General features: G+C 23.7%; 12 protein-coding genes and 1 riboswitch. Of the genes, 8 read left to right on the top strand and 4 right to left on the bottom strand.

Features of this window, described 5'->3' with window-relative positions; all coding sequences use genetic code 4:
• Positions 1-181: 181 nt before the first annotated feature.
• Both nrdE and nrdF read right to left on the bottom strand, forming a co-directional pair.
• A complete protein-coding gene (gene nrdE / locus SPIRDC1_RS02115) occupies positions 182-2,788 on the bottom strand; it encodes a class 1b ribonucleoside-diphosphate reductase subunit alpha (protein WP_174480321.1) in 2,607 nt (868 codons plus the stop codon).
• 17 nt (positions 2,789-2,805) lie between these two features.
• Positions 2,806-3,825: a class 1b ribonucleoside-diphosphate reductase subunit beta gene (gene nrdF / locus SPIRDC1_RS02110; RefSeq protein WP_174480320.1), complete on the bottom strand. Its 1,020-nt coding sequence runs from the start codon at positions 3,823-3,825 to the stop codon at positions 2,806-2,808.
• A 157-nt stretch (positions 3,826-3,982) separates the two neighbouring features.
• Positions 3,983-4,148, bottom strand: a riboswitch (cobalamin riboswitch).
• Positions 4,149-4,906: 758 nt separating this feature from the next.
• Between nrdF and SPIRDC1_RS02105 the strand changes: the two genes are divergently transcribed.
• The 8 genes from SPIRDC1_RS02105 (at position 4,907) to SPIRDC1_RS02070 (ending at position 12,737) form a co-directional block, all read left to right on the top strand.
• On the top strand, positions 4,907-5,602 hold the full coding sequence (locus SPIRDC1_RS02105; RefSeq protein WP_174480319.1) for a replication initiation protein: 696 nt from the start codon (positions 4,907-4,909) through the stop codon (positions 5,600-5,602).
• A 182-nt stretch (positions 5,603-5,784) separates the two neighbouring features.
• The gene (locus SPIRDC1_RS02100) at positions 5,785-6,045 is read left to right on the top strand and encodes a hypothetical protein (protein ID WP_174480318.1); all 261 of its coding nucleotides are present in this window, start codon (positions 5,785-5,787) and stop codon (positions 6,043-6,045) included.
• A complete protein-coding gene (locus tag SPIRDC1_RS02095) occupies positions 6,032-6,427 on the top strand; it encodes a ParA family protein (RefSeq protein ID WP_174480317.1) in 396 nt (131 codons plus the stop codon). The genes SPIRDC1_RS02100 and SPIRDC1_RS02095 overlap by 14 nt, the downstream gene beginning before the upstream one ends.
• Positions 6,421-6,681, top strand: coding sequence for an AAA family ATPase (locus SPIRDC1_RS02090; protein WP_174480316.1), 261 nt, complete (start codon positions 6,421-6,423; stop codon positions 6,679-6,681). Before SPIRDC1_RS02095 ends, SPIRDC1_RS02090 begins: the two co-directional genes overlap by 7 nt.
• A gap of 316 nt (positions 6,682-6,997) precedes the next feature.
• Entirely contained in the window at positions 6,998-10,282 is a 3,285-nt protein-coding gene (locus tag SPIRDC1_RS02085; protein WP_174480315.1) for a DEAD/DEAH box helicase, read from the top strand.
• 341 nt (positions 10,283-10,623) lie between these two features.
• Positions 10,624-11,619, top strand: coding sequence for an IS3 family transposase (locus tag SPIRDC1_RS02080; RefSeq protein WP_174479968.1), 996 nt, complete (start codon positions 10,624-10,626; stop codon positions 11,617-11,619).
• Positions 11,620-11,916: 297 nt separating this feature from the next.
• Positions 11,917-12,072 (top strand): hypothetical protein, encoded by a 156-nt coding sequence (locus SPIRDC1_RS02075; protein ID WP_174480314.1) that lies wholly within the window; start codon positions 11,917-11,919, stop codon positions 12,070-12,072.
• A 119-nt stretch (positions 12,073-12,191) separates the two neighbouring features.
• Positions 12,192-12,737 carry a hypothetical protein gene (locus SPIRDC1_RS02070; protein ID WP_174480313.1) on the top strand — a complete coding sequence of 182 codons (546 nt, stop codon included), beginning with the start codon at positions 12,192-12,194 and terminating at the stop codon, positions 12,735-12,737.
• Between the two features lie 128 nt (positions 12,738-12,865).
• Here the strand turns inward: SPIRDC1_RS02070 and SPIRDC1_RS02065 are convergent, their stop codons facing one another.
• On the bottom strand, positions 12,866-14,104 hold the full coding sequence (locus SPIRDC1_RS02065) for an IS256 family transposase (protein WP_174480312.1): 1,239 nt from the start codon (positions 14,102-14,104) through the stop codon (positions 12,866-12,868).
• Between the two features lie 104 nt (positions 14,105-14,208).
• On the bottom strand, positions 14,209-14,439 hold the full coding sequence (locus tag SPIRDC1_RS02060) for an HMG-box domain-containing protein (RefSeq protein ID WP_174480311.1): 231 nt from the start codon (positions 14,437-14,439) through the stop codon (positions 14,209-14,211).
• Between the last annotated feature and the right edge of the window lie 26 nt (positions 14,440-14,465).

Below are 14,465 nucleotides of genomic sequence, written 5' to 3'. Positions count from 1 at the left end.
TTACAATTATTATTATAACTTTAATTTTAAAATTTACTATGTATTTTTTAATTTTTTTTTTTAAAAATCCTATATTCCAAAATAAAATTTCACTATTTTTTAAATTAAATAAATAATATATTACTAAATTTGTTACAAATTTATTTTTTACTTGAAACTACTATTCAATAATCTAATTAATTTATACAACACAAACATTGCATTGATAATTTTCACTATCCTCTAAAACCTCTTGACGAATACGAACATAATAAATTGATGAACAACCTTTTTTAAAGGCTCTAATATAAGCTTTATTTAAATCACGAGTTGTCGCTTTATCAGTAATAAATAAAGTTAAAGAAATTGCTTGATCAACGTGCTGTTGTGCAGCTGCTACAATATCAATAATTGGATTAGGACCTAATTCATATCCACCTTCAGTGTAATATGATAAATTATTATCATCAATTTTATAAGCAGGAACATAAACACGACCTAATTTCCCTTCTTTTCGTACCTCAACAGGAGCGACTACCGGTTGTAGACTTGGTGTACACGAAGATAAATAACTAATTGAACCAGTGGGTGCTACTGCCATTAAATGTGAATTAGCCAATCCCGTTTCTTTAATTTTTATTACTAATTCTTTCCATTGCTTCTGAGTTGGAATCATAATGTTATATTTTGTAAATAATTCTTGTATTTTTTTTGTTTCAGGAGTTCATTTATCTGACTGACATTTTATATATTTATCAAAATATGAACCATCAGCAAATTTTGAATTTTTAAATCCACTAAAACTTCCAAATTTTAATGCTAATTTATTTGAAGCACTAAAAGCATGATAAGCCATAACATAAAAGAAAATATTAGTAAAATCAATTGCTTCTTTTGAATCATAGAAAATATGATTTGTTGCTAAAAATCCATGTAAATTCATAGCGCCTAAACCCAAAGCATGATTTTTTTTATTTCCATATGCAACTGACGGAGCACTAGAAAAATCACTACTTCTTGATACGTGGTCTAATGAATGAATTGCTTGAAAAATAACCTCACCAAATTCACTTCCACTTTCCATTACTTTTGCAATATTAATACTTCCTAAATTACAACTAATATCTTCACCAATTTCTTTAAAGCTTAAATCACTATTAAATTGACTAGCTGTACTTACTTGAATAATTTCACTGCACAAATTACTCATAACAATTCTACCGGGATGAGCATTATTTTTATTTACTGTATCATCAAATAATAAATAAGGATATCCACTTTCAAAATGTAATTCAGCAATCATTTGAAATAATTTGCGAGCACTAATAAAATTTTTACTAATATCAGGGTTTTTTAACATATTATAATACTCTTTAGTAATAGAAATATCTGTCATTGCTTTACCATAAACTTTTGCAATATCATAAGGACTAAAAAGTGCCATCTGTTCATTGTTTTTTGCTAATTCAAAAGTAATATCAGGAATAACTACTCCTAAAGACATTGATTTAATACGAATTTTTTCATCTGCATTTTCACGCTTTGAATCTAAAAATAACATAATATCTGGATGATGAACATTTAAATAAACTGCCCCAGCACCTTGTCTTTGACCTAGTTGATTAGCATATGAAAATGAATCTTCAAGAATTTTCATAACTGGGATAACGCCTGTTGCTTGATTTTTAATATTTTTAATTGGAGCTCCAAATTCTCTTAAATTTGTTAAACACAAAGCAACTCCACCACCACGTTTTGATAACTGTAATGAAGTAGTAATAGCGCGAGCAATTGATTCCATGTTATCTTCAATTCGTAAAAGATAACATGAAGTGTATTCACCTCTTTGTTTTTTCCCTGCATTTAAAAATGTGGGAGTAGCTGGTTGAAATCTACCAGACATAATTTGTCTTAAAATTTTACTAGCATGTTCAATATTACCATCAGCGAAAAATAAACTATTCATAACAACTCTATCTTCATAATTTTCTAAATATTGTTTACCATTAAAACTTTTTAAAGCATAAGAATTATAAAATTTTAAAATACCCATAAAACTCGTAAACTGATAATTAAAACTGTATGCTTCATTTGTTAATCGTTCAATTTCCGTAATTGAATATTTATTAATTATTGTTTCATCATAATATTGATTTTTTACTAAATATTCTATTCTTTCTTTAACGGTTTTAAAAAGCAATAAATTTGGTTTAATATGATTTTTCATATAAGATTGTGCTGCTTGCAAATCAAATTGTGCATTATTAGTAGTTTTTGCTCTAGCATTTAAAGTAACATATTCATCACTTTCTAAAGTTCCAGATAAAGTATTTATTTCATTGGTATTTTTTTTATCTTTATCTCAAAAATCTACTAATATATTTTTTATTGTTGATACATCATTATTAGTTCCTAATAATTCAAATTGAAATAATAGTGGGACATTTAATTTTTTTGAAAGAATTGGCCCAGCAATTGCAAAAGTATCACCAAAATTAGTATTCCCCGACGCAATAACACCACGACAAAAATTACGATTTTGCTTATTATTTAAAAATTTAATTACCTGTTTAGGAACCGCCCCTTCTTTAATATCACCACCCCCACTATATGTTGGTGTTATTAACACATAATCTTTATCAACTAAAATTTCCTCTTGTAGATCATGAGGAATTCTTGAATTTAAAACCTCTAATTTTTGAATAAAACGATGAGTATTATTTGACAAAGAAGAAAAATAAACAACATGAATTTTTCCTTCTGGTTTTAATATTTTTTGATTTGAAACTTTTACAACATCATTATGCATTTTTTTCTCCTTTAAAATTAAAATTCTCAATCTTCATCTTGCGTTTCTACAGTAACACCCATTACATACGATGAACCATTACCTGAAAAGAAATCATGATTTTCATCAGCTCGAGCTGATAATTGATTAAAAATTTCCGGCTTAATTCTTGTTTGTTCTTCACTAAAAGGTGAATCATATCCTAAATTTTGTAAAAACTTACCAGCATTATATAAACTAAACTTAATAGCATCTTCAGCTAAATTAAATTCTTGATATAATTCTGTCAAATATTGCTTTTCTAAATCAATTAATTTAAACAACAAATCAAATACAAATTTTTTCATTTCTTCTTGTTTTTCTTTTGGTAACTTTTCAACTTTTCTTTGATATTTATAGCCACTATAATAATTATGAATAACTTTATCACGTAAAATTAATCTAATAATATCTGAAGTATTAGGTAATTTACTACGAGCAGATAAATAAAATGGTAAATAAAAACCACCATATAATAAAAAACCCGGCATTAAAGCGGCAGCTACTTTGGATTTTAAAGGATCATCACTTGTATAATAAGGAATTAGTGCACGTGCTCTGGCTTGTAAACTTTCATTATTAATCACTCATTCATGAGCAGATTCAATCTGCTCACTAGAACATAAAGTTGAAAAAATTGTTCCGTATGATCGAGCATGAACTGCTACCATAAAAGCAAAATTTGTGTAAATAACTTGTTCATGATCAGTTAAAGAATTAGGTATTTGTGCGATATCACCAACTGTTGCCTGAATTGTATCTAATAAAGTTAAACCTGTAAATGTTCTTGTTATTAACTCTTGTCATTTTGGATTTAATGTTTTTCAAGAAGTTAAGTCATTAGAAACAGGAATTTTTTCTGGTAACCAAAAATTTTGAGTAATACGGTTTCAAACCTCTAAATCTTTTTCATCATTGATTACATTTCAATTTACAGACCGCATTTTTCCATTAAAATTTTTCATAATATATTCTAATGGTGACTGTGATTGTTGAAAATATTTGTTATCTTTTGCCATTTATTATTACCCCTCTACTTAATTACACAACTAAAAACATCCCCTATATTATATAAAGAATGTTGTCATTATTAAAAATTACTTTATTAAAATTACAAATATTAAAAAATAAAAGTAATTATTAAAAATAATCATTAATTCACACCCAGGAATATAATATTACTTAAAAAATTAGACCGGCCTACTGGCTTAGCTTCATTTTACTTGTTACCCTTCTCAAAGTTTTATCTTCAATGGTTTTGTAACGTTGATTAACATCACAGTTGCTGGGGCAGCAAAGAATTCTCATCTTTTTCCCGAACATCTAAAGTTCCTTGTTATTTAGTTGTATAAATATTCTACTACAAGAAAAACAATTTTGGTAATTTATAAATACATTACTATGTATTTTTTTAACTTCAATTATCTTAAAACTAACTTTAAAAATTTTTATAATAAAAATTTAATTAATAAATTATATTGAATAACTTTTATTGTATATCATTTTTTCATATATAAAATTTTAAATAGATTTACGAGCGCATTAATTTAATAGATAGATTTAGAAATAACAAAGAACGATATAACTATCGTTCTTTTTTTGTTAAAAGATTAAAACTTAATAAAACTGTCGTAGAAGTCTAATAGTGAGTACTTTATGTAAATACTTCTATATCAGAATAAAAGAGCATTTAATGTTAAGCAAGTTAAAATGTTACACTGTATCGCTTAATGTAATTATAGATTAATTTGAATAGCCTTATTATGGCTCAGTAAAGAACCCATTAATCTAATTAATAATTACATTTGTATTATTTAAAAAAATAGGGGGTTTATATATAAATACATACCTCATTAACAATATCATAACACAATAAAAAAAATAAAGGAGAAATTAAAAATGAAATATGCTTATTTATTAAAATATAAAGTTAATTATGTTTATGAAACAAAATATATTCATTGTTATTAAGATTATCTTTTTTAGCCATCTGTAACTCACTCTTTCTAGATATATAAATTATATTTACTAGAATTAATTAAACATAGTTATTTTTGTAAGTCACACAGATTACTAAACATTCCCGAAATAACAGTAATTATGAAAGAATTAGATAATTTAACTAGTTTAAAATTTTTATTATTTGATGAAAAAACCGGAAATTTTAAATTTGTGAATTTATTTTTAGAAGGTGGTTTGAATAATGGTTATGTTGAACTTAAAGTGAATAAAGATTTAACTACAAAATATTATTTAGATTTAAAAAAAGATTATACAAATGTTTATTTGCCATATACAAAAACTGTTACAAGTAAGTATTCATTGCGTTTATATGAATATTTACGAAGTTATTTGTATATTAATGCAAAAACCAAAAAAATGCCAAATTTTAAACATGAATGAGATTTTGAACAACTTTCTAAAATATTAAATTTATCATTAAATTGTAATTATTTTAAAAGAATTAATAATTTAAAATCAAAAATTTTAGAATCAGTAAAAAAAGATTTGTTGAAAACTGATATTATTTTTACTTATGAATTGATAAAAGTTGGTAGAAAATATAACAAAATTATTTTAAATACGCATTTAGATTTAGAAAAATTTAATGCTCAAAATCCTGAATTAGAAAAAGTACCAACTAAAAAAGAATATAAAGTATATGCGGATAAATCAAAACTAACAGCAAATGATTTTACTGAAAGTGGTTCAAAACCAAAAAGTAAAATAATTGAAAAAACAATTTTAAATGATAAACAACTACAAAATATTTTGAAAAATATTGATAATGATTAAAATATCATATTTTAATCACAGAATAATTTTTTAATATATTAAAAAATTAATTATAAAATATATTTTATTAATTTTACATATTTTACAAATATAAGATAAAGTTATATTTATTATTGTAAAATATATTTTACGAATAAAATATATAAAATAATATATAATCAATATATAAAGGAGTGAAAAGAATGCCAATTGAAACCAAAAATGGTATAAAAAATAAAATATTGGAACGTGTAGAAAATACTGCAGCTTTTTCAAAAGAAAATTCAAAAGTAAAAGATAAAAGATTTACAACAGATATGATACCTAATATGTATTGTGAAAAAGAACTTGTTGAAGCTTTTAGAAAAGAAGCTAAAGAAAAAAAGTGACTATATAAAACTCTAATGAATGAAATTCTCAGAGAACGTTATGGGAAAGGAAACAAAAAAAATGAAAATGATTAGTTTTTGTAACAAAAAAGGTGGGGTTGGTAAAACTACCCTTTGTAAAAACATTGCTTATAAATTAGCTTTAGAAAATAAAAAAGTTTTGGTTATTGATTTAGATAGTCAAGGTACTATAACATTAGAATTACAACAAGATAATACAGACATTAAAAAGACAATGGCGAAAATAATTGCTTCTGTTGAAGATATAAGTATTGATAAAATTATTCAAAAATCTAAGTATAAAAATATAGATATTATTGCTTCTAGTGAAAATGTTAGAAAATCAATTTTTTTAATAAAAGATTTATATGAAGAAAAAGAAAAATATTTAATTGGAGACTTAATATATAAAATTAATAAAAATATTTTTGATATTTATGATTATGTGTTGTGTTAATTGATTATCCGCCAACAGTAGATGAATTAAGTTTAAATTATTTATTAATTAGTGATTTAATATTAATTCCAATAAATAGTGGTATAGGTAGTTATAAGGGTATAGTTGATTTACAAAATACTTTGAATTATATTACTAATATTAACAAAAGATATATGCCTATAATTAAATTAGTTTTTAATAATATAAAGGATAATGAAAATACATCTAATATATTAGATTGACTAAAAGAAAAAAATATAGCAATTATTTAGTAAATACCAATATTAAGCATTCTGATACATTTATTAAAACTGAAAATGATTTAAGTAGTATTTGAGATAGTCAATACTATTGACGTCAAAAACAAGCTTATGAAGAACTTATTAAAGAAATTATATAAAATAATAATGTATCTTCAATCTTCATTTCAATAAGATAGTTAAGTAGCAATTAAAACTACAATATATAAATTTATATATTGTAGTGGAAAGTGTTATCAAAAATTATTTGATAATGCAGTAACAAAATTTTATAAAAAATAAAATGTTAAAAGATAATTTAAAAAATATTAATTTAAAGGAAAACATAATGTCAAAATTTAATCTTGAATTTATTAAAGAACAAGTTTCAAATTCTATTTTTAATCGTGGTTTAATTATGTATAAAAATAACAGTATTAAACTAATAAACAAAAAGATAAATAATAATGCAAAAAATCAATCATTAATAATTGAATGTGAAGTATTATCTTCACAAAGTCAGGAAGAATACGAAGTAAATTTATATTTTGATTTTTATGATGGTGATATTAATTTTACTAACAAATATTGTGATTGCATGTATTTTCAAATTAATAATGCAACTTGTAAACACATCATTGCTTCGTTAATTTATTGTTATCATAAATCATCAAATCAATTTTTAATTTGATCAGGTTTAGAAAATGAACACAAAAATTTAATTTCTTTTTTTAAAAACCAAGAAAAACAAAACGAAAATTCAATGATTCCTATAGTAAAATGTAATATTATAATTATTATTGAAAATATGTCATTAGCAAAATTACAACTTAAAGTTGGTATTAATCAATTATTTGAAGTTAAAAATATTTTTGAATTTATTAAATTGATTACTGATATTAGCCCTACTATTTTTGAGCAAAAAACATTTTTTAAAAAATATGGCTTTTCATTGAATAAACAAGAACAAAAATTATCTATTAATTTACAAAAAATTGTTAATTTTTTGTATGATGAATTTGAAATATTTAATATGAAATTACCTAATGGGAACATTATTAATTTTTATAATTTTGAGGATAATAATAGTAAATTTAGGTTATTACCAGTTCAATTAGAACGCCTTTTAAAAAAAATAAAAGGTGAAACAATAGACTTAATATATTTAAGAGCAATATATAATGACATTTTAATTACCGAAGAAAACTATGAATCAAAATTAAATATTAGTTTAGTTAATAACCAGATAATTATTAGTAATCAAAAAGAAAAACCTTTATTTTTAAGCTCAAAACTACAAAGTATTTTAGAAAATAAAAAAGTTTTATTTTTAACAAATAATCAAAAAAATAATTGTAAAATTTTACAAACTATGAATTCTCAAAATCAAATATTATTTGATGAAAATGATAAACAAGACGTTATACAATATATAATTTCACCGTTATTAAAACATAATAACAATATTATTGTTATTGATCCAATAATCACTAATAATATTATTAATACTAAACTAATTATTGAAAGTTATTTTGATTTTGATGGAGAATATGTTATTTTAAAATATGTTTTCAAATATGATGATATTATTTTTGATATTAATGATAGTAGTAGTAATCCAAATAAAATTGTTATTCGTGATTACATAAAAGAGAAAAATTACTTATATCTTTTTTCTACACTGCCTTTTGAAAAAATTGGTGATAAATTGGTATTAAATGATTTAGAATCAATTATTAAATTGGTATCTAATCTTTTATTTGTAATAGAACAGCAATCAATTATTTACTATACTGAAAATTTTAAAAATGTGCGATTACTAAAAACAAAAATTAATAGTTCAAATATTAGTATTAATGAAAATCAACAACTTTTAGAATTTAATTTTAGTTTAGAAAATATTACACAAAACGAACTTAAATCAATGTTTATTTCAATAAAAAATGAAAAAAAATATCACCGTTTAGAAAATGGCAATATTGTTGATTTACAAAATAAAACATTAATAAACTTCGTTAAATTATCAGATAAGTTTGATATACCATTAGAAAATTTTGCAACTGGTAAATTTTTAATTCCTAAATATCATGCTCCTTTTTTGAATGAAGAATTATCTAATTTTAAAGATGTATCTCTTAATAAGAGTTTATACTTTACTGAGTTAATTACAAAAATTACAAATTTTAATGATAATAATATTACTGTTTCATCTTCATTAAATGCTGTTCTTCGTGATTATCAAATTAAAGGACATAAATGATTAAAAACATTAGCATTATTTGGTTTTGGTGGTATTTTAGCTGATGAAATGGGTCTTGGGAAGACTTTACAAACCATTAGTTATATTGTTAAAGAATATGAGTTAAATTTACATATGAAGCCAATCCTCATTATCGCTCCTGCTTCGATTATTTATAATTGAAAAAATGAATTGAAAAAGTTTGCCCCACAATTAAAAAAAATTATCGTTGATGGAACTAAACAAATACGTAAAGAAATTTTAAAAAATTATAAAAATTACCAAATATTAATTACATCATATCCATTATTACGTCGTGATTTTATTGAATATGAGAGTTTATCATTTTCACATTGTTTTATTGATGAAGCGCAACATATTAAAAATCCCACTTCATTAAATGCTAAAGTAACAAAAGGTATTAATTCTACAATTAAATTTGCTTTAACTGGAACACCAATTGAAAATAATTTAACCGAATTATGATCAATTTTTGATTTTGTACTACCAGGGTTATTGCTTTCACACCATAAATTTCAAAAACAATATGAAATACCTATCACTCGTAAACAAGATAAAGTATTATTAACACAATTAATTAATAAAACAAAACCATTTATTTTACGTCGTTTAAAAAATGAAGTTATTACTGAATTACCTAACAAAATAGAAAATAAAGTTATTGTTGAAATGACTTCTCGTCAAAAAAAAATCTATGCGGCTTATGCTATGGCAGCACGCAAGGAATTAGAAGATTCTATTAATAATAAAAATTTTAATAAAAACAAAATTCGATTTCTTACTGCATTAATGCGCTTGCGACAAATTTGCTGTGATCCCGGCATTGTTGATAATAATTATGAACAAGAAAGTGCTAAACTTAATATTTTACATGATATTTTAGAAGAACTTATTTCTTTTAAACATAAAATTTTAATTTTTTCTCAATTTACTAAAATATTAAAACAAATAATACCAATTTTAAAAAAATTAAAAATTAATTATTTATATTTAGATGGTAAAACGGATTCTAAATCACGAGTATTATTGGTGGAAGAATTTAATAATAATACCAATATTAGTGTTTTTTTAATTTCTTTAAAAGCTGGTGGAGTTGGTTTAAATTTAACATCAGCAGATGTTGTAATTCATTTTGATCCTTGATGAAATCCTTCCATTGAAAATCAAGCAACAGACCGTGCTCATCGCATTGGACAGAAAAAGGTTGTTCAAGTAATAAAATTAATTACTAAAGGAACAATTGAAGAAAAAATCATTACTATTCAAAATAAAAAATTAGACATTATTAATTCAGTATTTGATGGTAATAATGATACACAATTGATTACTAATTTAACAGAAACTGAATTAATGAATTTATTAACACCTATTTAAATTTAAGAAATATAAAACATTTTAAAATTATTAAAATTATATAAAAAACCCCAACAGCTAGGGTTGGGAATTCGAGAGCTATACTCTCTTGCACAGGATTACCTATACTAACAAGTATATAGGGACTTCGTCCCTCGCCACTACGTGGCTCACCCAAATTATAGTCCCAGTGAACTTACTGGGACTATAATCATTTTTATTTATCTTTACTTTTAGGTTTATCTTTTTTCTTTAAAATATTGCTACTTGCTACTTAGCCCTTTTTACTAGACCATTAATTTAAAAAAAACTTGAATGTATTCGAAAAACAATTGTGTTATAAAATTAACACTAATTTTGACATGAAAGGATTTTTAATAATGGATAAAATTAAACAAATAGCATTAGTAATTAACAAGTTAAATATCAAACAAAAAATTCAAATTATTGATGATAGCAAAAACCAATATTCAATTAGATATCTTTGCCAACATCTTCAACTAAACCGATCAACATATTATTTTGTAAAAAACAAACAAAACCCTATTAAAAAAGAAAAAAATCAAATTAGTAATTGTACACATAAATATCAAGAATTATGCCAACTTTTACTTGAATTTCATTTTACAAGAAAAGGACAAATTTATGGCTATTTACGAATTTTTTCAGCATTTAAAGAATGATTAAAACAATACAAACATATTATTTTAAATCTAGAATTATCAACAAAACAAATGCGAAAAATTATGAAAGATCACAATCTTCAAGGATTAAAACAAACTAAAAATAACTATCCTAAAAACAAAAAAAATCCAAATAAGTGAATACCTACAATGGATAAAGTAAACAAAGATTATAAAAGTACAACCTCTTCAAATCAAATTTGATCAATGGACACTAAACAAATAAATACTAAAGAAGGTTGATTATATCTTTTTGTAATTATTGATTTTTATTCAAATAATATTGTAAGCTATAATACATGTTCAAACAAATCCTATCAAGATTTAATCCTTCCTGCACTTGAAAAAATAAATCAACAATTCTCTTGAAACCAAGTAAAAAACGTTATTTTACACTCAGATAACGCCAACGAATTTTATTGTCAAGACATCACAAATTGAGCTGCTGATAAGCAAATAATTTTAAGCAAAAAACAACCTTATGATATTGGTGGCAATGTAATATCTGAAAACTGATTTTCTCATTTATCTCAAGAATGACTACCTAAAGGTTCAAATCAATATTTTTCTCTCAATGAAGCTATAAATGATGTAAACCAATATATTATGTTTTATAATTACGAAAGAATACATTCTAAATTTCTAAAACCACCAATTTCACAAATAAAAATTTAAAACTGTCTATCCAAAAGTGGTCCAGTATTTAGGGCTAACCACCTAACTCAAATTTCAAGTTTTTATAAAACAAGTAATGATTTACCAGAAAAATTAACAGAAGAGGGATTAATAATTTTTCAATATATTCAAAAACTCATTAAATGTGAAAAATTATTTTTTACTAAAATTTCGTCTAAAAAATGCGAAGCAAATAAACAACCTTCTTCAGAACTACTATTTGAAATAATTAATCCTTTAGTAAATTTAAAGAAAGAACAGTTATTTTTTGTTTTATCTTGTATACTTTCTGAAAAAGTGTCTATATTTGCTCCTAATGATGAAAGCGTTAAGGAAGCATATCAAAGTTTTAAATTATTGGTTCAAAGAAATTTTAATTTTAATTTAAAAGATAACGAAATTATTGATTTTCTAGATTTTCTAGATAATGAATTAAGAATTTATCAAAACTAATTGATTTAAATTTTCCATTTACATGTACAATACAAACATATAATCCATTAATTGATTACAGTATAAATTTAATGAATGAAATAATTAATACAAATTTCCTAGGAAATTTGTATAGTTGCGTGAAAAAAGGAAACATAATTGTATCTCAGAAAAGATTAAAAGTTGAAAATTCACAGGATGAATTAATATTATTGCCTATTAAAGATAAAAAATATTTCATTGTAACTCCTTTTCCAAGACAATCGATAACACGTTCTTTAACATTTATTATGCAAAAAGTAAAAGACAGTATACAAAAGCAAGAAAATATTGAAATAGAAGCATTTTTATTACCTAATTTTTCACCTGTTGTTTCTGTTATTCCTTATAATAATGAAATTTATTGTAAATTGAATAATTCAAAAAGTTATGAAAGTAAAGCTTTGCCAGTAGCAAATTTTATTCGCGTTGGACATGTAAATGCTTTTGTATTAAAATCTAGTGATTCTAAAACAAATTATTCAAATGACTTAAAAAAATATTTAGAAAAAAATAAAGAGCAATTTAAAAAAATAAAAGGAATTAGTAATTTTTTGAATGAAAATAAAAAATATGAAATAAACTCCATGGATTTACAAAATCAACCTTCAACAAGTCTATATCAACAAAAGTCACCACAAATGTAAATATATTATAAGGTATCTAATTTGCTCATAGACAAACGAAATAAAAATTTATATGGTTTAGTATTAAAAAAAAATAAACAGCCCTAAGAGGCTTTTTAGTAATCTGTGTTTCTTTGTTTTACAAAGTACTAGTTCAGATTAATTCTGTCTTCAAATTTTATCATAAAATGAGCAATTGCTGTATTTCAATTTTGAATAGGCAATGTTCATTTTTTTGTGATATTTTCAATTGCTAAGTAAAAAATTTTAAAAACTGCCATATCATTAGGAAAAACTTTTTTATTTCTAATAACTTTTCGTAATTGGCTATTAACAGATTCAATAGCATTTGTAGTATAAATTACCCTTTTAATTTCTGCTGGATAACTAATAAAAACCATTAAATTTTCTCAATTTTTATATCAAGATTTAGCAATTTGTGGATATTGTTTATTTCATTTACTTTCAAATGATTCTAAAGCTTGCATTGCTTGTTCTTCACTACATGCTGTATAAATTGGCTTTAAATCGATAACTAGAGACTTTCGATGTTTGTATGAAACATATTTTAAGCTATTTCTAATTTGATGAACTATGCATAATTGATGTTCAGTTTTAGGATAAACTGATTGTATTGCCTCTGACATGCCTGTTAAATTATCACTACAAGCAATAAGAATATCATTTAAGCCTCGATTTTTCATTTCTGTAAAATTATTTAATCAGAATTTAGCACCTTCATTTTCACTAATTCATAAACCTAAAACATCTTTTTTACCTTCTAAATCAACTCCTAAAGCTATATAAACTGATTTGTTAATAATACGTTTATCCTGACGTACTTTAACTACGATACAATCAAAATAAATGATTGGATAAACACTATCTAATGGACGATTTTGCCATGCTTTGACATCATCAATGACATCATCAGTAATTTGACTAATTACGCTTTCGCTAATATCTGCGCCATCATATAACTCTTGCAACTGCATTCTAATATCTGATAAAGTCATACCTTTTGCATATAGTGAAAGAACTTGTTGATCAAAACCATCAAATCTTCTCTGTCTTTTTGTGATTATTACTGGTTCAAAATTACTATTACGATCTCTTGGTACATCAATTTCAATTTTACCTTGTTGAGTTATTAATTTTTTTGATGTTGTACCATTACGAACATTGTCATTATTACTGCGTTGATTTCTTTCGTGTCCTAAATAATTTTGCATCTCAGAATTCAACATTTTTTCTACCAATCGTTTAGTTAATTCTTTATATAAGCCTCCCTCTTTAAAAACTGTTGTTAAATCCTCAGTATTTTCTAATAATAAATCTACTGCTTTTGATATTGGATCATTGTTATTAACATTATCTTTTTTAGCCATCTGTAACTCACTCTTTCTAGATATATAAATTATATTTACTAGAATTAATTAAACATAGTTATTTTTGTAAGTCACACAGATTACTAAACATTCCCAGCCCTAATTTAGGGCTGTTTATTTTTTATTTTCTTTTTCATATATTTTTTGTTTTCTTCTGCCATTTTTACATATTTAGATTTTTCTTCACTTGTCATTTCTTTTCAATGATTACCAATCAATTTTGCAATTTCTGCAACTTTTGATTTAAGTTCAGGTTTTTGTTGAATTATTTCTGCTCTTTTTTCTTTACTAAAAAGCATATAAGCATTCATTGGTCTTTTAATTTTATTTGACATATTTTTTCCCCCTTAAATTTCTTACT

Origin of the sequence: Spiroplasma endosymbiont of Danaus chrysippus, from assembly GCF_902809815.1 — a bacterium.
Classification (GTDB): Bacteria; Bacillota_I; Bacilli_A; order Mycoplasmatales; family VBWQ01; genus Spiroplasma_E.
Note: the sequence above shows the minus strand (reverse complement) of the source record. Positions and strands in the feature narration are given on the sequence as shown.